General features: G+C 73.2%; 19 protein-coding genes. 8 read left to right on the top strand and 11 right to left on the bottom strand.

Annotated elements, in window-relative coordinates; translation table 11 throughout:
• Positions 1-38 precede the first annotated feature (38 nt).
• Positions 39-374: a hypothetical protein gene (locus DRB89_RS24430; RefSeq protein ID WP_239516314.1), complete on the bottom strand. Its 336-nt coding sequence runs from the start codon at positions 372-374 to the stop codon at positions 39-41.
• A 313-nt stretch (positions 375-687) separates the two neighbouring features.
• Between DRB89_RS24430 and ettA the strand changes: the two genes are divergently transcribed.
• Genes ettA through DRB89_RS24415 form a run of 3 tightly spaced genes read left to right on the top strand, consistent with a single transcriptional unit; the run spans position 688 to position 3,561 of the window.
• Positions 688-2,352, top strand: a complete 1,665-nt coding sequence (gene ettA, locus DRB89_RS24425; protein WP_112448858.1) for an energy-dependent translational throttle protein EttA — start codon at positions 688-690, stop codon at positions 2,350-2,352.
• 19 nt (positions 2,353-2,371) lie between these two features.
• Positions 2,372-2,839, top strand: coding sequence for a thioesterase family protein (locus tag DRB89_RS24420; RefSeq protein WP_112448857.1), 468 nt, complete (start codon positions 2,372-2,374; stop codon positions 2,837-2,839).
• The gene (locus DRB89_RS24415; RefSeq protein WP_112448856.1) at positions 2,836-3,561 is read left to right on the top strand and encodes a hypothetical protein; all 726 of its coding nucleotides are present in this window, start codon (positions 2,836-2,838) and stop codon (positions 3,559-3,561) included. Before DRB89_RS24420 ends, DRB89_RS24415 begins: the two co-directional genes overlap by 4 nt.
• 63 nt (positions 3,562-3,624) lie before the next feature.
• Here DRB89_RS24415 and DRB89_RS24410 read toward each other — a convergent pair whose 3' ends face one another.
• Positions 3,625-4,029, bottom strand: a complete 405-nt coding sequence (locus DRB89_RS24410; protein WP_112448855.1) for a globin — start codon at positions 4,027-4,029, stop codon at positions 3,625-3,627.
• Between the two features lie 160 nt (positions 4,030-4,189).
• On the opposite strand from DRB89_RS24410, the gene DRB89_RS24405 reads away from it, so the two are divergent.
• Genes DRB89_RS24405 through DRB89_RS24395 form a run of 3 tightly spaced genes read left to right on the top strand, consistent with a single transcriptional unit; the run spans position 4,190 to position 6,529 of the window.
• Positions 4,190-5,176: a methyltransferase domain-containing protein gene (locus DRB89_RS24405; protein ID WP_112448854.1), complete on the top strand. Its 987-nt coding sequence runs from the start codon at positions 4,190-4,192 to the stop codon at positions 5,174-5,176.
• Between the two features lie 43 nt (positions 5,177-5,219).
• Positions 5,220-5,645, top strand: a complete 426-nt coding sequence (locus tag DRB89_RS24400; protein ID WP_112448853.1) for a PadR family transcriptional regulator — start codon at positions 5,220-5,222, stop codon at positions 5,643-5,645.
• Positions 5,642-6,529: a hypothetical protein gene (locus DRB89_RS24395; protein WP_112448852.1), complete on the top strand. Its 888-nt coding sequence runs from the start codon at positions 5,642-5,644 to the stop codon at positions 6,527-6,529. Before DRB89_RS24400 ends, DRB89_RS24395 begins: the two co-directional genes overlap by 4 nt.
• A 94-nt stretch (positions 6,530-6,623) precedes the next feature.
• Here the strand turns inward: DRB89_RS24395 and DRB89_RS24390 are convergent, their stop codons facing one another.
• From DRB89_RS24390 to DRB89_RS24360, 7 genes are all read right to left on the bottom strand, one after another.
• Entirely contained in the window at positions 6,624-7,691 is a 1,068-nt protein-coding gene (locus tag DRB89_RS24390; RefSeq protein WP_112448851.1) for an FHA domain-containing protein, read from the bottom strand.
• A gap of 88 nt (positions 7,692-7,779) precedes the next feature.
• Positions 7,780-9,105, bottom strand: coding sequence for a VWA domain-containing protein (locus tag DRB89_RS24385; protein WP_112448850.1), 1,326 nt, complete (start codon positions 9,103-9,105; stop codon positions 7,780-7,782).
• 26 nt (positions 9,106-9,131) lie between these two features.
• Complete coding sequence (locus tag DRB89_RS24380; RefSeq protein WP_112463884.1) at positions 9,132-10,916, bottom strand: PP2C family serine/threonine-protein phosphatase; 1,785 nt, start codon at positions 10,914-10,916, stop codon at positions 9,132-9,134.
• A 3-nt stretch (positions 10,917-10,919) separates the two neighbouring features.
• Positions 10,920-13,724: a serine/threonine-protein kinase gene (locus DRB89_RS24375; RefSeq protein WP_162689001.1), complete on the bottom strand. Its 2,805-nt coding sequence runs from the start codon at positions 13,722-13,724 to the stop codon at positions 10,920-10,922.
• A gap of 5 nt (positions 13,725-13,729) precedes the next feature.
• Positions 13,730-15,049 carry a hypothetical protein gene (locus DRB89_RS24370; protein ID WP_239516848.1) on the bottom strand — a complete coding sequence of 440 codons (1,320 nt, stop codon included), beginning with the start codon at positions 15,047-15,049 and terminating at the stop codon, positions 13,730-13,732.
• A 101-nt stretch (positions 15,050-15,150) separates the two neighbouring features.
• Positions 15,151-16,086 carry a glutamate ABC transporter substrate-binding protein gene (locus DRB89_RS24365; RefSeq protein WP_239516847.1) on the bottom strand — a complete coding sequence of 312 codons (936 nt, stop codon included), beginning with the start codon at positions 16,084-16,086 and terminating at the stop codon, positions 15,151-15,153.
• Positions 16,087-16,250: 164 nt separating this feature from the next.
• On the bottom strand, positions 16,251-17,576 hold the full coding sequence (locus tag DRB89_RS24360; RefSeq protein WP_112453420.1) for a hypothetical protein: 1,326 nt from the start codon (positions 17,574-17,576) through the stop codon (positions 16,251-16,253).
• Between the two features lie 264 nt (positions 17,577-17,840).
• Between DRB89_RS24360 and gatA the strand changes: the two genes are divergently transcribed.
• Positions 17,841-19,337 (top strand): Asp-tRNA(Asn)/Glu-tRNA(Gln) amidotransferase subunit GatA, encoded by a 1,497-nt coding sequence (gatA, locus tag DRB89_RS24355; protein ID WP_112448250.1) that lies wholly within the window; start codon positions 17,841-17,843, stop codon positions 19,335-19,337.
• Positions 19,338-19,358: 21 nt separating this feature from the next.
• Complete coding sequence (locus DRB89_RS24350; RefSeq protein ID WP_112448251.1) at positions 19,359-19,634, top strand: hypothetical protein; 276 nt, start codon at positions 19,359-19,361, stop codon at positions 19,632-19,634.
• A gap of 36 nt (positions 19,635-19,670) precedes the next feature.
• Here DRB89_RS24350 and DRB89_RS24345 read toward each other — a convergent pair whose 3' ends face one another.
• Positions 19,671-20,435 (bottom strand): SDR family oxidoreductase, encoded by a 765-nt coding sequence (locus tag DRB89_RS24345; protein ID WP_112453332.1) that lies wholly within the window; start codon positions 20,433-20,435, stop codon positions 19,671-19,673.
• 14 nt (positions 20,436-20,449) lie between these two features.
• Complete coding sequence (locus DRB89_RS24340) at positions 20,450-21,703, bottom strand: cytochrome P450 (protein WP_112448252.1); 1,254 nt, start codon at positions 21,701-21,703, stop codon at positions 20,450-20,452.
• Positions 21,704-21,852: the final 149 nt, after the last annotated feature.

Raw genomic sequence — 21,852 nt, 5'->3', positions numbered from 1 at the left:
CGGACACCGCGACCCGGCAAACCTTTCCGGCCACAGCACTAGACGGCGTCGTTCTCGGCCTGCACCCAGGCCAGCTGCTCAGCGCTCAGCGGGGGGTCGAACCCTTCCGGGAACAGCAGCATGAGGGGCTGCGGCCACACGTTCTCCGGTCCGTGCTCCTCGCAGTGCGAGACGACGAGGTGGGGCCCTCCCCGGCAGGGCTCCTCACGGAAGAGGCTGTCATGGGCCTGGCAGAAGTACCAGAAGTTCCAGCAGTCATCCTCATCGGCCGGCTCGTGGAAGCCGGGATCGCGGACGACGATGGTCACTGGTTCCTGCAGGTTGAACCGGGGGATGGGCCGGGGGTCGCACCACAGCAGTCGGGGAGGGAGCACGTCCCCATCCTGCCCGTGGCCCGACCGGCTCGGGCCGTCGGGCCGGGTCATCAGGGCGGGCCCGCCACCTGCGAGAACGGGACCCACGGTGGGTGCCGCCGGGCCGTCCGCAGGGCCGTCCCCGGGCCGTCCGCAGGGCCGTCCGAGGGGGCCGGGGACGGCCCGGCGGCAAGCCATGACGGCCACGGTCGTCCGTCCCCTCCAGCCGCCGCGCAGGTCAGAGCGCCGGGACCATACGGGTTTCCCCCGGGGGATGGACGTCAGGCAAGATGGGGTGTATCTGCCCACCCATCGATCTGCCGGACGGTTTCTCTTGGCTGAGTTCATCTACACCATGCGCAAGACGCGCAAGGCGCACGGCGACAAGGTGATCCTTGATGACGTCACCTTGAACTTCCTGCCCGGCGCGAAGATCGGTGTGGTCGGCCCGAACGGCGCCGGCAAGTCCACCGTTCTGAAGATCATGGCGGGCCTGGAGCAGCCGTCCAACGGCGAGGCCTACCTCTCGCCCGGCTTCACCGTCGGCATCCTCATGCAGGAGCCCAAGCTCGACGAGTCCAAGACGGTCCTGGAGAACGTCCAGGACGGCGCCGCCGACATCATGGCCAAGCTGAAGCGCTTCAACGAGGTCGCCGAGGAAATGGCGACCGACTACACCGACGCGCTGCTGGACGAGATGGGCAAGCTCCAGGAAGTCCTGGACCACTCCAACGCCTGGGACCTCGACGCCCAGCTGGAGCAGGCCATGGACGCCCTGGGCTGCCCGCCCGGCGACTGGCCCGTCACCAACCTCTCCGGTGGCGAGAAGCGCCGCGTCGCGCTCTGCAAGCTGCTGATCGAGGCCCCGGACCTGCTCCTCCTCGACGAGCCCACCAACCACCTCGACGCCGAGTCGGTGAACTGGCTGGAGCAGCACCTTTCGCAGTACAAGGGTGCCGTCGTGGCCGTCACCCACGACCGGTACTTCCTGAACAACGTCGCCGAGTGGATCCTCGAGCTCGACCGTGGCCGCGCCCACCCGTACGAGGGCAACTACTCCACCTACCTGGAGAAGAAGGCCACCCGCCTCAAGGTCGAGGGCCGCAAGGACGAGAAGCGCCAGAAGCGCCTCAAGGAAGAGCTGGAGTGGGTCCGCTCCAACGCCAAGGGCCGCCAGACCAAGTCCAAGGCCCGTCTCGCTCGCTACGAGGAGATGGCCGCCGAGGCGGACAAGATGCGGAAGCTGGACTTCGAGGAGATCCAGATCCCGCCGGGCCCGCGTCTGGGCTCGATCGTGGTCGAGGTCAACAACCTCAACAAGGCGTTCGGTGACAAGGTCCTGGTCGACGACCTGTCCTTCACGCTGCCGCGCAACGGCATCGTCGGCATCATCGGCCCGAACGGCGCCGGCAAGACCACGCTCTTCAAGATGCTCCTGGGTCTGGAGGAGCCGGACTCCGGTTCCGTCAAGATCGGCGAGACCGTCAAGATCTCGTACGTCGACCAGAGCCGCGCCAACATCGACCCCAAGAAGTCCCTGTGGGCCGTCGTGTCGGACGAGCTGGACTACATCAACGTCGGCCAGGTCGAGATGCCTTCGCGCGCGTACGTCAGCGCCTTCGGCTTCAAGGGCCCGGACCAGCAGAAGGCCGCCGGCATCCTGTCCGGTGGTGAGCGCAACCGCCTCAACCTGGCGCTGACGCTCAAGGAGGGCGGCAACCTGCTGCTCCTCGACGAGCCCACCAACGACCTCGACGTCGAGACCCTGTCCTCGCTCGAGAACGCGCTCCTGGAGTTCCCGGGTGCGGCCGTGGTCATCTCCCACGACCGGTGGTTCCTGGACCGGGTCGCCACGCACATCCTGGCGTACGAGGGCGAGTCCAAGTGGTACTGGTTCGAGGGCAACTTCGAGTCGTACGAGAAGAACAAGGTCGAGCGGCTCGGCGCGGACGCCACCCGTCCGCACCGCGCCACCTACAAGAAGCTCACCCGAGGCTGAGGACTGAGGTCGCGTCGCCATGGCCAGACACCACTACCGGTGCCCCCTGCGCTGGGCGGACATGGATGCCTTCGGGCACGTCAACAACGTCGTCTTCCTCCGCTATCTGGAGGAGGCGCGGATCGACTTCATGTTCCGCCTCGCGCCGGGGGAGGGCAGTGAGTCCTTCACGGGCGGTTCCGTCGTGGCCCGCCACGAGATCGACTACAAGCTGCCCCTCGTGCACCGCCACGAGCCGGTCCTCATCGAGTCCTGGGTGACCCGCATAGGCGCCGCGTCCCTGACCATCCGCTACGAGGTCAAGGACGAGGCGACGGCGGACACGCCCGAAACGGTCTACGTGCGCGCCGAGACCGTCGTCGTGCCCTACAACCTCGCCGAGGGGCGGCCCCGCCGCATCTCGGCCGAGGAGAAGCTCTTCCTCCAGGAGTACCTGGACGAGCCGCAGGCCGGTGCCGCGGCCCCTGCCGGGGGCATCGCGGCATGAACGAGCAGTTGCACTTCGCCGATTCCGGGGAGGCGGCGGACCTCGCCGCCTTCCTGGGCCGACTGGTGCACTACGACCGCGCCGCCGCCGTCCGCCTGCAGGCGCAGGCCGGCGGCGGCGCGCTCGCCGTCTTCGGGCGGCCCCCGTCCTTCGACGTGCTGGCCGTCCGCACGGTGCGGCTCGCCGCGCCCGTCTCCGTCCCGCTGGACCTGACCGTCTCGGCCGGCGAGCTCCTCGAGTCCGTGTACGAGGGCCGGGAGGCCGGCGCCGGCGTACCCGCGCCCGTCACCGGACCGCCCTGGGCCGGAGTGCTGCCGCCCCGCGCGGGCTGGCGGCAGGTGCCCGGGCTGCCCGGCCCCGAGGCCGTACGGGAGGCCCTGGCGGCCTGCGTCGCCGAGTTCCGGGCCCGCGACGAGGCACTGCCCCCGCAGCACCGGACCCGCTCCGAGCGCGACCGCATCGGCCGCGAGATCTGGTCCCGCACGCTGGGGGACACCGAACTTCCACTGCGCGCCGCGCACGCCGCGCAGTCCCTGGGCTTCCTGCGGCCCGTACGGTCCCCCGTGCCCGCCGCCGCGCTCGCGGCGTCGGCTCCGCACGACGCCCCCGAACCGCTCGCGCTGTTCGCCGCCGGGGGCTGGCTGCGGCTGCGCACCCCGTACGGCTCGATCGTCGCGCGCCGCCCGGGCGGCCTCGGGGCCCTGCTGGTCCGGCCGGTCTGACGGAGCCGCCCGCAGGGGCTCCCGTACGGGAGCTCTTACGGGCTCCCGTACGGGCCCGGCCGGTCAGCCCGCCGTATTGATCATCGACGCCGCCGCGTACGTCAGGTAGCGCCACAGCTGCGCCTCGAGCTCCGGGGCGAGGCCGATCTCGTCCACGGCGACCCGCATGTGGCGCAGCCACGCGTCGTGGGCCGCGGAGTCCACCTGGAACGGCGCGTGCCGCATGCGCAGGCGCGGGTGGCCGCGGTTCTCGCTGTAGGTGTTCGGGCCGCCCCAGTACTGCATCAGGAACAGCGCGAACCGCTCCTCGGCCGGTCCCAGGTCCCCCTCCGGGTACATCGGACGCAGCAGCGGGTCTTCCGCGACCCCCTCGTAGAAGCGGTGGACCAGGCGGCGGAAGGTGGCCTCGCCGCCCACCTGTTCGTAGAAGGTCTGCTCCTGGACCGTGCCCCGCGGAATCTCATTCACCCGACCATCGTCTCAGACGCCCGGACGGAGGACCCCGGCCCTAGGCCCCCCCAAGGGGGTCCCGGCGGGAGTCCCAGGGGAGTCCCTGGCGAGTCCTGGGGGAAGCCCCGGGGGAGTCCCCGGGGTCGCCCGGCGGCGAGGTCCGCAGGACAGTGGATGCATGGGCGCACAAGCCGAGGTCCGCGACGTGCTGGAGACCGCGCACGCGGCGCAGGTCCGTGAGCTGACCGCCGCCGGGGCGCTGGAGGATCCGGCCTGGCGGGCGGCCTTCGCCGCCGTGCCCCGGCACGTCTTCGTCCCGTACTACTTCACCGGCCGCGGCGCGGGCCACGAACGGCTCTGGGCCGAGGACCCCGACCCCGCGCAGCGCGCCCGCTGGCTGCGCGGGGTCTACACCGACGCCCCGCTCGCGACCCGGCTGCGCGACGGCGAGCTGGTCTCCTCCAGCAGCCAGCCCTCGCTGATGGCGAAGATGCTCCACGCCCTCGACGTGCGCGACGGGGACCACGTGCTGGAGATCGGCGCGGGCACCGGCTACAACGCGGCCCTGCTGTGCCACCGGCTCGGCGACGACCTCGTCACCACGGTGGACCTGGACGAGGAGATCACCGAGTCGGCCCGCGCGCACCTCGCCCGGCTCGGCCACCGGCCTGCCGTCGTCACCGGAGACGGGGCGCGCGGCTGCCCCTCGCGCGCCCCCTTCGACCGGATCCTGGTGACCTGCACGCTCCCGCTGATCCCGTACGCCTGGCTCGCCCAGTGTCGGCCGGGGGCGCGGATCCTGGCCCCGCTGTCGACCGGGCTGATCGCGCTCACGGTGCGGGACGAGGAGCTCGCGGAGGGCCGCTTCCTGCACACCTCGGCATATTTCGTGCCCCTGCGCGGGGCCACGGCGGCGCCGCCGGGCACGTACGGGATGCCGGAGGGGCTCCCGTACGAGCTGGTGGAGAACGAGCGCTTCCAGTTCATGCTGCTGCTGACCTCGGGCGCGCTGCACACGAGGGAGGCGCTGGACCTGTGGCGGCGCGAGGACCGGCCGGCGCGCGAGCGGTTCGGGGTGACGGTCAGCGCCGAGGGGCAGTGGTCGTGGCTGGACGATCCCCAGGGGCCCTACGTGTGGCCCCTGGGGGAGACCCGGGCTCCATAGGTCGGCTATCGACATATGTCGGCTGCCGAGCTATGGTCGGTGTGTGAATGATCAAGCTCTCCGCGAGCCGACCCTGCTGATCCTCACGGCGATCGCCGATGCCCCGCGGCACGGCTACGCGATCGCCCAGGAGGTCGAGAAGATTTCGGAAGGCCGCACCAAGATGCGCACCGGAACGCTCTACGGAGCCCTGGAGCGGCTCCTGGAGCAAGAACTCATCGCCGTCCACGAGGAAGAGGTGGTCGACGGACGCAGGCGGCGCAGCTACGCGCTCGCCCCCCGCGGGCGGGAGACCCTGGCCGCCGAGGCGGCCCGGCTCGCGCGCACCGCGCAGGAGGCGACCCGGCGGCTGGGACTCGGCGGGGCGGGAACCTCCGTCGGCGCCTCCTTCCGCGCCTCCTTCCGTGCCTCCTCCCGTGCCTCCGTCCGCGCCTCCTTCCGCGTCGGCGGAACGGTGGTGGGCTCGTGACCACGCTGCTGAGGCTGTATCCCGCCGCCTACCGGCGGGAGTTCGGCGACGAGATCGCCGACGCGTACCGGGAGGCCACGCGAGGGGCGGGGGCGCCCGCCCGGCTACGGGAAGGTGCCGACGTGGCCGGACACGCCCTGCGCATGCGGCTCGGCCTGGGCTCCACGGGTCGGCCCGGCCGACTCCTGGCGGCGCTGGCGCCGTTCGCCTTGGTCGTGGTCGGGGCGACCGCGTCGGGATGGGTCGGATTGATGCGCTACGCCCTCTTCGCCGGGGGACAGGTCGGCGCGGGTTTCGTGACGCTGGTCGCGGGATACCTGGTCATGCTGCTCGGCGTGTTCCTCGCACTGGCCGGCCGCTGGCCGGTGGGCAACTGGATCGTGCTGGTGGGAGTGGTCGTGGAGATCGCCGCCACTACGTTCCGGACGGGCATCGGTGGCATCGGGATCTCGGCGCTCTTCACCACCCCGATGCTCGTCCTGGCCCCGACCCTGGCCCTGGCCCTGGGGGCGGTGGCGTGCCCGCCGGACCTGCGGCCGGCTCCGCGGATCCGCACCCGGGCCGGGGTGGCCGCCGTGATGGCGTGGACGCTGGTGCTGGAGGGTGCGGTGCTGGTGGTCCCGCTGGAGTACCCGTTCACCCAGCTGCGCTTCGTCGTGCCGGTGGCCGCCGGACTGCTGTTGGCCGGACGCCCGGCGTTCGCCCGGCTGTGCACCGCACCCGCCGTCTTGCTCGCGGGACTGCCGTTCCTGTACTTCGGTGCGACGCCCGGGTCGCTGCTCCCGCTCACGCTCGCCGTCCTGCTGGTCCTGCTGCTGGTCGCCGCAGTGGTGGTGGGCGTGCGCCGTCGGCGGGGTGCACGGGACCCCCTGGTCGGCGGCTGAGCATCCCCGGTCCGAAAACGGAGCCCTCCGGTGTGTCGCCGGAGGGCTTCGCCGCGTTCAGGACCCGCGGCCGCGCCGGGTCAGACGCGCCCGGTCAGCCGCGCCGGACGGTGATCGTGGTCCAGGCGCCGACGTGGACGCGGTCGCCGTCGCCGAGGGGGACCGGCACGTAGGGCTGGATGGACTCCTCGCCCCCGTTGATGGTCGTCCCGTTGGTGGAGTTCTGGTCCACCACCGCCCAGCTGCCGTCGGGCTGCTGGACGAGCACCGCGTGCTGGTGCGAGACGCCCGGGTCCTCCGGGGGCACCGACAGGTCGATGTCGGGGGACTCGCCCGTCGAGGCGCGGCGGCGGCCGATGGTGATCTGGCCCCCGGTGAGCGGCAGGTGCTGCTCGGGGGAGTACGCGGGCAGGCTGAGCCCGGCGGCCTCGGGACCGCTGCGGTGCATCATCGCCATGAAGTACGAGCGGTCCGGGCCGATGGTCGCGGTCCAGGCGCCGCCGCCCTGCGGCTGGGGCGGGAAGGGCTGGTGGGGCTGCTGGTGGTGCCCTTGCGGCTGCGGCGGCGGGTACTGCCCCGGTTGCTGGTACTGAGGCTGCTGCTGCTGGGGCGGCGGGGGCTGCTGCTGGTACTGGGGCTGCTGGTACTCCTGGTGCGCCGGGGGCGGCAGCATCCAGTCGTCCTCGCGCTGCAGCGGCTCGGCCGGCCGGTTGACCCGGGAGGGCCGCGAGCCCTGGTAGTCGAAGTGGTCCTGGGAGTACGCGGGCGGGGCCGACGGCGCGCCCGGAGAGGGCGGCGGCGGGCCCGGCGTGCCCATGGTCCGGGTCCCGGCGCCGCCGGGGCCGCCGTGCGCACCCTGGCCGGCGCCCTGGCCAGTGCCCGGTCCCGCGCCCGGTCCCGCGTCCGGGGCGAGGGGCGTGTACGAAGTCGCCGTACGGGTCAGGAAGTTGTACCGGCACTCCTCGCAGAACGGGGCCATGGCCTCGCGCGGGGTCCGGCACTGCGGGCAGAGCTCGGCCTGGGCGGTCGGCTCGCCGGTGGGAGGGTAGCCGTAGCCGTAGGAGGGCGCCCCGGGGTTGCCCGTGGGGGCAGCCATGCGGTGGCCGCAGACCTCGCACCAGTCGTCGGAGGCGGACTGGTGCCCGTTCGGGCAGGTCGGCATCGCGGCGCTTCCTCCTTCTTCCCGCCCGGTCGAGGCGGGTCCACTTCTTCGTCTTCGGCTTGTCCAGCGTGCGGGCCCGACCTGGCGGTCAGGCTTTCTTCACTCGAACGGTTTGGGTCGAACGCGTTTCAAGGGTCATTTCGTCAGCGTCGGCGACCTTGGCCTTCAGCCGCACAGTACCCGCCGCCGCATCGACGACATCGACCACCTTGGCCAAGAGCTTCGCGGTGTCCGCGTTGCCCGAGGCGCTCGCGAGCTGGACGGCTCGGCCGAGTTTGGCCGTGGCGCCACCGACATCGCCCATTTTGCGGGCTTCCAGGCCCTGTTGGATAGCCTGCGCGAGCTCCGCCTGCCCGGTGTAGTGCGCCACCTGCGGGTTGATGGCGGTGGACGCGGCGAGGTCGTCCGTCCACACGGCGCGGACCAGGCCCTGGGCGAGGACGGCCGGGGCATCGCCCGGCGCCCCCGGCATGACGAGCGTGGCGCGGGCGGCCAGCATCTCCTGGCCGACGGACGCGCTGGGGACCCGGACGCACACGTGGTACTCGCGGGACTCGTCGCCCCACGAACCCGTCGGGTAGTCCCCGGCGCGCGGGCCCGCCTGCGTGCGGCGGTCCGTCACGTCCTGGACGGCCGGGGCGACCTGCTTGACGTACTGGATCTCCACGCCCACCGGGGTCCACAGGCGCAGCGCGACGTCCGCGACCTCCTTGCCCATGGCGTTCTCCATCATGAGCGTGAAGTCCTCGGCGAGGTGGGCCGGGTCGGCCACGATGTCGGCGGTGCCGAGCAGCGCGCTCGCGATCCCGGTGACCTCCTTGACCTCCCAGTCGGTTCCCACGCCGCGGGCGTCACAGGTGAACCGGCCCGCGCAGGCGTCGAGGGCGGCGCGCAGGACGGCCGGCTCCTCGTGCTCGTTGCGCCCGTCGGTCAGCAGGATCCCGTGCTTTATCGTGGCGCCGGCCCCGCGCAGCAGGCCGTCGGCCAGGCGGAGCCAGGTGCCGATGGCGGTGCCGCCGCCGGAGGAGAGCCCGCGCAGGGCCCCCTTGGCCTGGGCGCGGGTGGCCGCGTCGGCGGTCGCGAGGCGGCCCTGGCCCGGGTAGACCTCCTTGGCCACGTGCGTGCCGGCGATCACGGCGAAGGCGGTGCCGTCGCGGAGCGTGTCGATGGCCGCGGCGGTGGCCTCGCGGGCTCCGCGCATCTTGTCGGGCGGGTACTCCATGGAGCCCGAGCAGTCGACCATGATCACGACGGCGGCGCCGCCCGCGGCCACGGGGGTCCGGGCGGCGGTGGCCCCGCCCGTGGACGTGACCGTGACGATCGCGTGGACGTCGCGGCCGCCCTCGGGGAGGAACTCGTTCTGGTACACCTCCACGCTGAAGCGCGGGGCACTCGGCTTGGCGAAGTTCGCCATCGGTCGGTACTCCTCGGGGACGGGTGTCAGGCCTGGGCCTGCGGGGCGGCGGGGCTCGCGGACGGGCTCTGCGGCGGCGCGGAGAACGGGACGACGGCCACGGTGACGTTGTCGTGCCCGCCGCCGTCGAGCGCGTGGCCCACCAGGACCTGCGCGCTGTGCAGGGGCCGGACGGCGGCGTCGGAGGGGAGCACCTGGGCCAGGTCCCGCGCCGACTCGGCGTAGTTCCACAGTCCGTCGGTGCACACCACGACCACGCCGTCGTGGTCGGGCTTGAAGGTGGCGGTGTGCGGTTCCAGGTCGTACGCGTCGGCCCCGAGCCAGCCGGTGATGGCGTGCGCGCGGACGTCGGCGTAGGCCTCGGCCTCGCCCATCAGGCCCGCCGCGACCATCTGCGCGGCCCAGGAGTCGTCCTCGGTGAGCCGGCGGGGGAGCGCGGCACGGTCGTCCGGGACCCAGTAGGCACGGCTGTCGCCGACCCAGCCGATGGTCAGCAGGCCGCCGCTGACGACGGCGCCGACCAGGGTGCAGGCGGGGGCGTTCTGGGCGCCGGGCACCTCGGGCGCGAGGGCGTTGACGGCCGCGGCGGCGGCCAGGATCGCCTCGTGCATGGCCTCCTGGGGGTGGGCGCCGCGGGGGAGCGCCTCGAGCAGTGCCTCGTTGGCGGCGCCCGCGGCGGCGGCCGAAGCCTCGTCGGGGCGGCTGGCGGAGGACACGCCGTCGCAGACGATGGCCACGGTGGCGGCGGACCCGTCGGGCAGCGCGGTGGCCGCCACGGCGAAGGAGTCCTCGTTGCGGTGGTGGCGCAGCCCGCGGTCGCTGACGGCGGCGACGCTCCCGAGCTCCTCTTCGAGGTGGTCACGCTCCCGGGGCTGCGCGTGGCCGCAGTGCTCGCAGTAGCCGTCGGTGTCCACCCGCCCGGCGCGGCACGCGACGCAGGTCTTCCCGCCGGACTCCGGCTCGCCGCCGCCGTACGGGGCTTCGTGCGCGGAGCCGTCGCCCTGCGGGGCGGGAGCGCCGTACGGGGCCTGGTCCGCGGAACCGGAACCGGAAGTGGAACCGGGACCGGAACCGGGACCGGGGTCGCCGTACGGGCCGTCCGGCTCCGGAGCGTGCCCGGAGCCCTCGTGTCCCGAGGCGCCTGCGGGGCCCGAGGCGCCTGCGGAGCCCTGGCCGAGCGGGACGGTGGGGCCGAAGGGGTCCGGGCCCTGCGGCGCCGCGGCGCCGTACGGGGCTCCGCCCGCCGGGTGCTGGGGCTGCGGGACGGGGCCGTCGTACCGGGACCGGGCATCGGGCGCCGGGTCGGGGCCGCCGTCCGGTGCCGCGGAGCGCGGAGCCGTCGCGTGGGCGTCCGCCGGGGCCGGGTCGGTCCAGCCGGCGACCCCGGAGACCAGGGTGGGTGCGGCCGTGGAGGTGCTGCCCCAGCCGGGCGCGGGCTCGCCGCCCGGGTACCCGGCGGCGGCCGGCGCGCCGTACCCGCCGGGGGCGGAGCCGCCGGAGGACAGGGGTGCGAGCACCTCGTCGGGCGCCGGTCGGCCGCGCGTGGCCGGAACGCCGGCCGGAATCCCGCCGGCCGCGATCCCCGCGGCCGGATCCGCCGGTTCCGCGGCAGGGGCGAGCGGAGCCGGAGCCGGTGGCGGAACCGGAGCCGAGGCCGGAGCCGGGGCGGTCACGGCGGCGGCCGGCCCGGTGGGGGCGGAGGCCGCTGGGCCGGAGGCCGTGAGGGCGTGTCCGCAGAATCCGCAGAAACGGTCACCCTCTTCCAGGGGTTCCGCGCAGCTGGGGCAGCCCGACGGCCGATGCATCGACATCAATCACACCCACGTCCGTGGACGGAAACGGTTTGCCCGCTCCACCAGTTCGATCCTCTCCTCGCCCCGCTGTGCCAGCCGTGCCAGCACGCGGAACGAGCGCTCCAGGCCGAAGCGCAGCCCCCGCTCGTCCAGTTGGCAGCCGAACAGCGAGGTGCCTCCGGGGTCGGAACCCCGGCTACCCGACAGTACCCAGTCCAGCGCCGAGCCCAGAACCTCCGCCCTCAGGCGCTCGTGGCGCACCGAGTCCAGGCCGAGCCTCCCCAGTGCCTCCACCTGGGCCGCGGTCGCCGCCAGATCGGGCAGCAGGGCTTCCTGCGGTGACCGGTCGCGCAGGCGTGCCCGTACGGCCGCCACCCGCGCGGCGGTGTAGTGGATCGAGGCCTCCGGTACGGACTCCAGGGTGCGCACGGCTCCGCCCCGGTCCCCGGCGGCCAGCTGCACCCGGGCCAGCCCGAAGGCGGCCCCGACGAAGCCGGGGTCGGTGGCCCACACCAGGCGGTAGTACTCGGCGGCGTTGTCCAGCTGCCCCAGGACCTCGGCGCACAGGCCCAGCGCCAGCTTCGGCGCGGGCTCGCCGGGGAAGGCGTCGTAGACGGCGTCGAAGGACAGCGCCGCCGTCTCGTCCTCCCCGACGGCCAGCGAGGCGATGCCGCGGGCCCACACCACCCGCCAGTCGTCCGGATGGCGGGCCTCCAGCGCGGCCAGTGCCTCGAAGACCTGGGACGCGTCGGCCTCGCCCAGCTCCAGCCGGGCCCGGAGCTCCCGCAGCCGCAGCTCGGCGGATTCGGCCGGTGCCGAGCCGAGGGCGGCCAGCAGGTCGGCCGGGGCGGAGGCCAGCAGGCCCGCCAGGAATCCGGCGTTGAGGTCGGCGGCGTCGACCAGCGGAACCGGCAGCGCCAGCGCGGCCACGCGGGGGGCCAGCGTCGACAGCTCGGGCCGCCGCCCGGCGGCCGGGGCGGACGCCGGCTCCACGGCCGCCGGGGCGCGGCGCGGCGCGGGCACGGCCGGACCGGCGGCCTTGTGCGTCGCCGTGGTCACGAGCCCGGACGCTCCGTAGCCCGTGATCGGCGCCGCCGAGGGGGCCACCAGCGGGTCGGCGGCCGGCGCGGCCGCACCCGGGCCGAACCCCGCACCCTGACCCCCACCCACACCCGGGCCGAACCCGGCACCCTGACCCGCACCCGGGCCGAACCCGGCGGCCGAGCCCGGGACGGAGGCCGGGGGAAGACCGGCCCCGGTCGCCGGAACGGCCGGACCCCGGACCGTCCTGCGGCGCTTCGGGGGCCGCCTGCCCAGCCGGGAGACCTCCGCTCCCGGCTCGTCGGTGAACAGCCGGTCGTCCGGGACCCGCAGCTCCGGCCCGAACAGCGTGGAGACCTGCGGCCTCGGCCGGCCCGTCTGGAGCGCGACGACCTCGCGCAGCACTCCCGTCAGCTGGTCCGCCATCTCCTGCGCCGAGGAGAAGCGCCGGCCCGGATCGGGGTCGGTTGCCCGTACCAGCAGCCGGTAGAACGACTCGTACCGCCCGAACACCTCGATGTGCTCCGGGTCCGGCAGCGAGTCCACGAAGACGTTGGTGTAACCCTGGAAGTCGAAGGTCAGGACGGCCAGCGTGCGCGCCACCGTGTACAGGTCGGAGGCGACCGAGGGGCCGACCTCCGCGACCTCCGGCGCCTGGTAGCCCACGGTGCCGTAGATGGCCGACTCCTCGTCGTCCATCCGCCGCACCGCGCCCATGTCGATCAGCTTCAGCTGGTCGGCCTGCTGGATGGCGTTGTCGACCTTGAAGTCGCAGTACAGGAGGTTCCTGCTGTGCAGGTGGCCGAGTGCCTCCAGGGCCTCGATGCCGTACGCGCAGGCCTGCTCCACGGGCAGCGGATCGCGCCGCCCGTCCGTCCGCCGCCGCTCGTTGGCGATCTCCTTGAGCGATTTGCCGCCGACGTACTCCATCACGATGTACCCGTCCAGCGAACCGGTCCGCTGGTCCAGGTGCTCCACGAAGTTGTAGATCCGCACGATGTTGGAGTGCTCGATCTCCGCGAGGAAGCGCCGCTCCGAGATCGCGGCCGCCATGGCGTCCTGGTCGCCGGTGTCCAGCAGGCCCTTGAGCACCACCCACCGGTCCGAGACGGCCCGGTCCACCGCGAGGTAGACCCAGCCGAGGCCGCCGTGCGCGAGGCAGCCCGCGACCTCGTACTGGCCGTGGACCAGGTCGCCCGCGTGCAGCTTCGGCACGAAGGAGTACGGGTGCCCGCACTTGGTGCAGAAACCTTCCGTCCGTCCCGGCCGCTCACCGCGCGCCCGGCCCACCGGAGCACCGCAGTCCGAGCGCGAGCAGAACCGCTTGCGCTCCGGGACCTCCGGATTCTCCAGCACCGACTCCGAAGGATCCGGACGCGGCACCTCCGGTACGTTGACCAGCCCTGCCCCGAGCCGGCTGCGGCCCGAGGCCGAGGGGGCCGAGCCCGAACTGCGCACCGACACCGACCGGGTGGACGCGGCGCCCGTGAGCGCGCGCGAGAGCCGGCCCGACACGGAGCGCCGGGAGGAGGACGACCGCGAGGACCGCGAGGCCCGCGAGGAGGCCGAGGAGGAGGACCGCCCGGACCCGTGGGACCCCTGGGAGCCCTGCGAATCCCCGTGGCGCGCCGCGCTCGTCATCGCCGTCGGCACCGACACCAGCTGCTCGGCGCCCGCCGCGACCGCGCCGGCCGGCGCGAGGCCGCAGGTGTCGCAGTACAGCTCGCCGCCGCCCATGTCCTCGTACGAGCCGGGGCAGCCGGGGCGCATGCACGCCGCCGCGATCAGACTCACGCGTCCCCCTCTCCCGGCCCGGCGGGCCACTCCCGATCCGAAGCCTGCTGTTGCTGTTGCTGGTGCCCGTGTTGCTCGTGTTGCTGTGGTTGCTGCTGCGGTACCAGGGTCTCGGCCGTCGCCCATTGGTAGCGCAGCACCGCCTGCTCGGCGGCCCGCAGATCGCAGGGCGCGCTCCACAGCATCCGCCGGGCCGTGTCGTACCGCTCGATCAGCAGCGGGTCCTCCGCCATCCCGTGCCGGGCCACCTTCGCCTTGTAGGCGTCGAGCCGCCCGCGCAGCTCCGCCCGCACCGCGAGCGGGGCCGTCACCGCGGTCAACGATTCACGGGCCCGCAGCAGTTCCTCCTCGGCCCGCTCCTCCAACGACTCCAGCAGCGGGGACAGCCGGTGCCACTGGGACCGGCGCCGGTACTCGGCCGCCGCCGACAGCTGCTCCTGCAGCGCCGTCGGCGGACCGCTCACCGCGGGCACCTCGGACGCGGCGATCTTCGCCAGCACCTCGCCGCGCGCCACCCGGGCCTCCGCCAGGGTCCGGTCGGCCCGGGAGAGCACGTCCCGCAGGCCGATCAGCCGCTGCTCGGAGTCCTGCCGGACGTCCAGCACCGCCTCCACCTCCCGGCGCACGTCCTCCAGCGCGAGGGCGGCCCGGTCGTACCGCCCGGTGTCGGGCCGGCCGCCGCCCGGCGCCGAACTCCCCGACACCGCGACCCAGAACGCCAGCGGGTCCTCGATCACCCGCGCCCGCAGGTCCGCCAGCTCGGCGGTGATGGCCTCCAGGTCGTCCCCCGAGGGGTGCTCCCCCGGACGGACCCCGACCGAGTGGGCGAGCGCGCGGGTGCGGTGCAGCTCGGCGGAGAGCAGGTCGATCCGGGCGGGCAGCGCGGACCACACCGAATCGGCGGCCACCACCACGTCCAGGGAGCCCGCGTACAGCTCGTTCATCCGGGACACCAGCTCCGCGAGCGAGAACCGCTCAGCGAGCGCGGCGCCCTCCACCGCGGCCCCGGCGATCAGCACCCCGGGCCCGCACAGCCGGTCGGTCAGCTCGACCAGGTCCTCGCGGCTCGGCCAGCGCCGCCGCTCCCGGATCTCGCGGGCAGCGGCCAGCGCACCGCTGTAGGCGTCGAAGTAGCGCCACAGCCGGGTGATGGCCGCGTCCGCCACGGCCCACCGCTCCTTGGTGACCCCGGTCAGCCCGGCGCCCTCCAGCAGCCGCCGCCCGGAGTGGTCCTGGAGCGCGAGCAGCGAGGTCTCGACGGCCTCGTGCTCCGCGCCCAGCCGGGCCAGCGCGCGGTCCACGCCGTCCCTGTCCAGCACTGCCGGCTGTGCCCCCAAAGGATGTGCCCCCAAAGGATGTGCCTCCACCGGTCCCGCCTTCGGTCTCGTGACATCGGGCTCAGAATCCGCCACCGGCCTCAGTCCCGGTACTTGGGCGCCGGCGGTCCGCTCACGCCGGGCAGCACGGGCTTGAGATGGGTCGTGTAGGCGCTCATCCACGGGCTGTTCTCACCGCCCGCACGGTAGTCCTCCAGGACCTTGTTGACCCGCCGCACCAGATCGCCGGCGTCCTTGTTCATGGCCACCCCGTAGAACTCCTTGGTGAACGGGGAGCCGACCAGCTGGATCGAGGGGTCCTGCGCGGCCTGGCCGGCGGCGAGGGCGTTGTCCGTGATGATGCCGTCCACCTCGCCCAACTGCAGCCGGACCAGGCAGTCCAGCTGGTTGGGCACGCTGACCGGGACGGACCCGTACGACTGGGAGGCCAGGGCCGCCTCCGCCGTGGAACCGGCCGCCGTGCAGATCCTGCGGTCCTTCAGGGAGGCGTCGTAGCCGGTGATCGCCGAGCCCTTGGGCGCCAGCACCTGCTGTCCCGCCTCGAAGTACGCCGTCGAGAAGGCGACGTCCTCCAGCCGCTTGCAGTTGATGGTCATCGTCCGCACGACGATGTCGACGGTGTTGTCCTTGAGCGCGGGGATGCGCTGGCTGGTGGGGATCGCCCGGTAGATGACCGCCTTCTCGTCGCCGAGGATGTCCTTGGCTATGGCCTTGACCAGGGCGATGTCGAAGCCGTCGAGCTGGCCGGCCGGATTGCGGTAGCCCCACTTGAAGCTGTTCTGGTCCACGCCCGCGACGAGGTGGCCCGCCGCGCGGATCCGCTGGATGGCCGGGCCGTCCAGTCCGCCCGGCCGCAGGCTCGCCTCCGGGTCCTGGCAGGTGTCGCCGGGAGCCAGCGGGGCCACGGCCATCCTGGCCGGCTCGCGCACCGGCGCCGCGTGTCCCGTGCCGCCCGGGGCCGCGTGGGCCAGTGGCAGGAGCACGGCCGCGGCCGTCAGCGCGCAGGCCGCCGCCATCGCGCCGACCCCGCCCCAGCCGCGCAGCCGGCGCGCGAACCGCCGCAGGCCGCCGGGCTCGTGCTCCGCGTCCGCGCCGTGGAGCCCGGCGGCCCTGGTGGTCCCGATGGCCCCCGCGTTCCCGGAGCCCTCGTCCTCGTGCCTCGTCCGTCCCGGCATCGCGCTCACCTGTACTCCGAAAGCCTGCGGCCGATGCCGAGCAGTGCCGCCACCGCGCCGACGACCGCCAGGGCCGCCGTGCCTGTCAACAAACCGTCGAGCGCCCCGAGCCCGCCCTGGGCCGCCCGGGTGAACTCCCGCTGCTCGTGGACCACGGCCTGTTCCAGCGAGGCGTCCACCGTGTCGAAGGCGGTCCCGCTGTACTCCTTGTGGTCCTTGTCCCCGATGACCTGGCCGAGGGCGCCCTGGTAGTCGCCCTTCAAGTCCGTCTGCCGGGCGGCCGTGTGCAGTTCCTTCCACCGCTTGACCCCGTCGGTGGCGCCGGCGACCGGGGCGCGGCCGGCCTCGTCGTCCGCGAGCTTCGACGCCGTCGCGAGGCCCGCTTCCAGGAGCTTCATGTCGTGGTCGTAGTCCACGTCGTACTTGTCGGACTTCTTGTCGTCCGCCAGGACGGCGCCGCGCGAGATCAGCGTCAGGTTCTCGTTCGCCCGCGCCCGCAGCGAGGCGATCCGCGCGTCGTTGAGCACCTTGAGGGACTCCTGCCCCTCCGCGCGCGCCTCGCTCAGCCCCGACCGGGCGACCGTGTGCCCGGCGACCAGCCACAGCAGCACCACCAGCGAGGCGGCGGTCGCCGCGACCAGCCCGTGGTTGAAGACCCGGTTGGTCCGGCGGTAGTTGCGCAGCTGGGCCCAGAGCAGGGCGGCCAGCGCGAGCAGGCCCGTGCCGATCGAGGCCAGCGGCACGGAGCGGGCGTCGTCGTAGTCCGTGTAGAGCCGGCCGGTCTCCGACTCGTAGAGCCGCTGCGCGGCGGGCAGCAGCTGGGTGCTCATCTGCTCGTTGGCGTAGCGCAGGTAGGCGCCGCCGAGCGGCAGGCCCTGCTTGTTGGTGGCCCGGGCCTGCTCGATGAGGCCGGAGTAGCGGGGGAGCTGCTCGCTCAGCAGGGTGATCTGTTTGCGGGAGTCCTCGCCGGCCGTGGTGTTCGCGGCCGCGCTCACCAGCAGCCGGGACGCGTTGGCCATGTCCTTCTCGTACCGCTGGCGGACCTCGCGCGGCTCGTCGCTGCCCGCGAGGAACCCGCTGGAGGAGGCCGTGTCGGCATCGGCCAGCGAGCGGTAGATGCTCGCCGCGTCGGCGCTCAGCGGCTGGCTGCGGCCCACCACGTCGTCGGCGGCGGTGACCCGGCCGGAGACCTCCCAGAAGGACACCGCGCCGAACAGCAGGACCAGAGCGGCCAGGACCGCGCCGATGATCCGCAGCCGGCCCGGCTCGGTCGTGGCGGCCGCGCGCAGCCGGTCCACGCCCTCGGCCCAGGCGGTGACCCGCCGGGGCAGCCCGTCGGGCGGTGGCGCGGGCGGCGCGGAGGGCGCCGCGAGGCCGCCTCCGGGCGCGGGCGCGCGTGACGTGATGGCCACCGTGACCTCCCCCTCGGTCCTTAGTGCTTCGCAGCAGTATGGCCTTAGTGACGGTGGACCACAGCACCCGGTGCTGGATCAAGCACGATCCGCCCCGGTCCAACAGGGTGGCTCGTCGGCAGCGGCAGATGGGTATAAGGGACAGGAGGGGAACGCCGGCACGCAGCAGCAAGGAAGACGCACATGTGGGACATCATCAGGCTCACCGCCGCCGAGACCGCCGGGAAGATCGCCTCCGGGGAGCTCACCGCGGTACGGGTCACCGAGGCGCATCTGGCCCGGATCGAGCAGACCGACGAGAAGGTACGCGCCTTCCTGCACGTGGACCGCGAGGGAGCCCTCGCACAGGCGGCCGCCGTCGACGCCCGGCGGGCAGCCGGCGCGCGGCTCGGCCCGCTGGCCGGCGTACCGCTCGCCCTCAAGGACGCCTTCACCACCGTCGGCATCCCCACGACCTGCGGCTCGAAGATCCTCGAGGGGTGGATCCCGCCCTACGACGCCACGTTGACGCGCAAGCTGAAGGAGGCCGGCGTCGTCATCCTCGGCAAGACCAACATGGACGAGTTCGCCATGGGGTCCTCCACCGAGAACAGCGCCTACGGGCCGACGGGCAACCCCTGGGACCTCAACCGGGTCCCCGGCGGCTCCGGCGGCGGCTCGGCGGCCGCGCTGGCCGCCTTCCAGGCACCGCTCGCCGTCGGCACGGACACCGGCGGCTCGATCCGCCAGCCCGCCGCGCTCACCGGCACCGTCGGGGTGAAGCCCACGTACGGCGGGGTCTCCCGCTACGGGCTGGTGTCCTACTCCTCCTCCCTCGACCAGGGCGGCCCGTGCGCCCGCACCGTCCTGGACACCGCGCTCCTGCACGAGGTGATCGCCGGCCACGACCCGCTCGACTCCACCTCCATCGACGCCCCGGTCCCGCCGGTCGTCGAGGCGGCCCGGTCCGGATCGGTCGAGGGCATGCGGGTGGGCGTCGTCAAGCAGTTCGCCGGCGAGGGCTACCAGGATGGCGTGATCTTGAGGTTCCGGGAGTCGGTGGAACTGCTGGAGGAGCTCGGTGCCGAGATCGTGGAGCTGGACTGCCCGTCCTTCGACCTCGCGTTGGCCGCCTACTACCTGATCGCCCCCTCCGAGGCCTCCTCCAACCTCGCCCGCTTCGACGCCCTGCGCTACGGCCTGCGCCTCGGCGACGACACCGCGCTGTCCGCCGAGGAGGTCACCTCGCTGACCCGCGGGGCCGGCTTCGGACCGGAGGTCAAGCGCCGGATCATCCTCGGCACGTACGCGCTCAGTTCCGGCTACTACGACGCGTACTACGGCTCCGCCCAGAAGGTCCGCACGCTCATCATGCGGGACTTCGACCGGGCGTTCACCGAGGTGGACGTGATCGTCTCCCCGACGATGCCGACCACCGCCTTCCCGATCGGCGAGCGGGTCGACGACCCGCTCGCCATGTACCTCGCCGACCTGTGCACCATCCCGACCAACCTGGCCGGCAACTGCGCCATGTCGCTGCCCTGCGGCCTGGCCCCGCGCGACGGCCTCCCGGTCGGACTGCAGATCATCGCCCCGGCCATGAAGGACGACCGGCTGTACAAGGTCGGCGCCGCCGTCGAGGCGGCCTTCGTCCGGCGCTGGGGCCGGCCGCTGCTCGACGAGGCCCCGTCACTCGCCTGACCCACCAGGAGGATGCCCGCCATGACCGTCATGACCACCGCACACGTCCGCCAGATCGAAGCCCTGCTCTCCCACGACATATCCGGTGTCGTCGACGCGGTGGTCACCACCTCCCGCGACGAGGCCGGGGCGCTCGCCTTCCACCTCGTGGTCGGCCCGCCCGACCGCCCGCGGGAGTGCGACCGCATCGAGTTCACCCTCGATCCGGAGCACGCCCGGGCGCTCCTCGCGGGCGGGCCCGGGCGGCCGGCGCCGGTGCCCTGCCGGGTCGGAGTCGAGTTCGGGGCGGCCCGCTGACGCGGCCCTCAACGGGCGGTCCCCAACGGGCGGTCCTCAGCGGGCCGTCCAGCCGCCGTCCACCGGGACGGTCGCGCCGACGACGAAGGACGCCTGGTCGCTCAGGAGCCACGCCGCCGCGTACGCGATCTCGCGCGGGTCCGCCGTGCGCGGCAGCGGGGCCCTGGAGTGCAAGTGCTCCTCCAGGCCCGGGTTCAGGTCGAACCACTGGCCCATCATCTCGCTGCGCGTGGTGCCGGGCGCGATGGCGTTGACCCGGATCCCCTGGGCGGCGTACCCGCAGGCGGCCTTCGTCAGACCGATGACCGCGTGCTTCGACGCGATGTACGGGGCGCCCGCCGGGGTGCCGACCAGTCCCGCGACGCTGCTGTTGTTCACGATCGCCCCGCCGCCGGGCAGCATCGCGGCGATCTCGTGCTTCATGCAGTTCCAGGTGCCGAGCACGTTGGTGGCCATCACGGCCTCGAAGTCCGCGTCCGGCGTCAGGTGCAGCGGCTCCGGAACGGTCCCCAGCCCCGCGTTGTTGAAGGCGGCGTCCAGCCCTCCGAAGAGCTCCACCGCCCTGGCCACCGCCCGCTCGACCTCCTCGCCGCGCGACACGTCGGCGACCGCGTAGTCGGCGGTGTGGCCCTGGTCCGTCAACTCTCGGGTCAGCGCGACCAGTTCCTCCTCGCGCCGGGCGGTGACGAGCACCGATGCGCCCTGTTCGCAGAACACCCGGGCCGCGGCCGCGCCGATTCCGCTGCTCGCGCCGGTGATCAGGGCGCGCCTGCCCGTGAGGAGGCCGGTCTGTTCCTTCATCGGGAAGCTCCGCATCATTGGCTGGAAACAGCTCCCTTGGGAGCACCCAGCAGCACGGGCAGGGTGCGGTGGCCGTTCGAGACGAACGAGAACTTGGGCCGCAGTTCCCCGGCCGGCACGGCCAGGGCGAGATCGGGGAAGCGGTCGAAGAGGCCCGACAGCGCGATGGAGACCTCCATGCGGGCCAGGTTCAGACCGAGGCAGTGATGCGCTCCGTGACCGAACGACACGTGGTCGGCGCGGGTGGCGCGGGTGATGTCGAAGGCGTCCGCGTCGGCTCCGTGGGCCGCGGGGTCGCGCCCCGAACCCGCGAAGCAGATGACGATCGGGTCGCCCTGCGGGATCCGCACGTCGTCGTCGATCTCGATCGCCTCGACGGCGTAGCGCAGGATGCTGTGCGCGCCGGGCGGGTCCACGCGCAGGGATTCGTCGATCACGTCCTGCCAGGAGGCCCGGCCGGTGCGTACGAGCGCGAGCTGCTCGGGGTGGGTGAGCAGGGAGGCGACCGCGTTGTCGATGAGGTTCGCGGTCGTCTCGTACCCGGCGGTGAACAGCAGGATGAGGTTGTCGAGGAGTTCCTTCTCGCTGATTTCCGCCGAGCCGGAGTCGCGCGCGGAGATGAGTCCCGAGGTCAGGTCATCGGCGGGATTCTTCCTTTTGTAAGCGACGAGCTCGTTCATGGTCTCGTACATGGCGACCCCGTTCGCCATCGCGTCTTCGGGGGTGATCGAAGTGGCGAAGAACCCCGCGATGATCCGCTGTAGGGGATCCCGGGCGGAATTGGGTATTCCGAATAGCTCGCAGACCACGGCGTTCGGCAGTATTTGGGCGAATTCGGCGCAGAGGTCCACGGGAAGGCCGGCCGGAGCGAGCTCCAGCCGGTCGAGCAGACCGGCGGTGATCTCCTCGACCCGCGGGCGCAGGGCCGCGACCCGGCGCGTGGTGAACTCCCCCGCCACGGGCTTGCGCAGGCGTGCGTGCTCCTCGCCGTAGGCCGTGACCATGTTCTGGACCGAGACCCAGATGGCCAGCGGCCACTCCTGGGAAACCTCCCCGCTGATCCATGCGGGCCAGTGCCTGTACGCGTCCTTCGACACCCGGGGATCGGTGAGCAGCCGTTTGACGAGCGCGTAGTCGGTGATCGACCACGCCTCCACCCCGCCGGGGAGCACGACCCTCACGGCTCGGCCCCGAGACCGGATTTCCTTGATCTCTCCGTGGATGTCCTGGCCGAGCGGATCGATGACGAACGGGCACTGCCTGCTCACAGGAGTATCCCTCCTACAGCTTCTTCCGGTGTGGAGTCACGACGACGTCACAGGCTGGCATGTTGGAGGTCTTACCGCCACTTCGCACACACGGAGTCTCGCCGACTGGATCGGCAGATACCGCTTGGGGTTTTGCTGTAAAGGGGAGG

The organism is Streptomyces sp. ICC4, from assembly GCF_003287915.1.
In the GTDB taxonomy this organism is placed as follows: domain Bacteria; phylum Actinomycetota; class Actinomycetes; order Streptomycetales; family Streptomycetaceae; genus Streptomyces; species Streptomyces tritrimontium.
The sequence above is the reverse complement of the archived record's forward strand: the minus strand, read 5'-3'. Positions and strand labels throughout refer to the sequence as shown.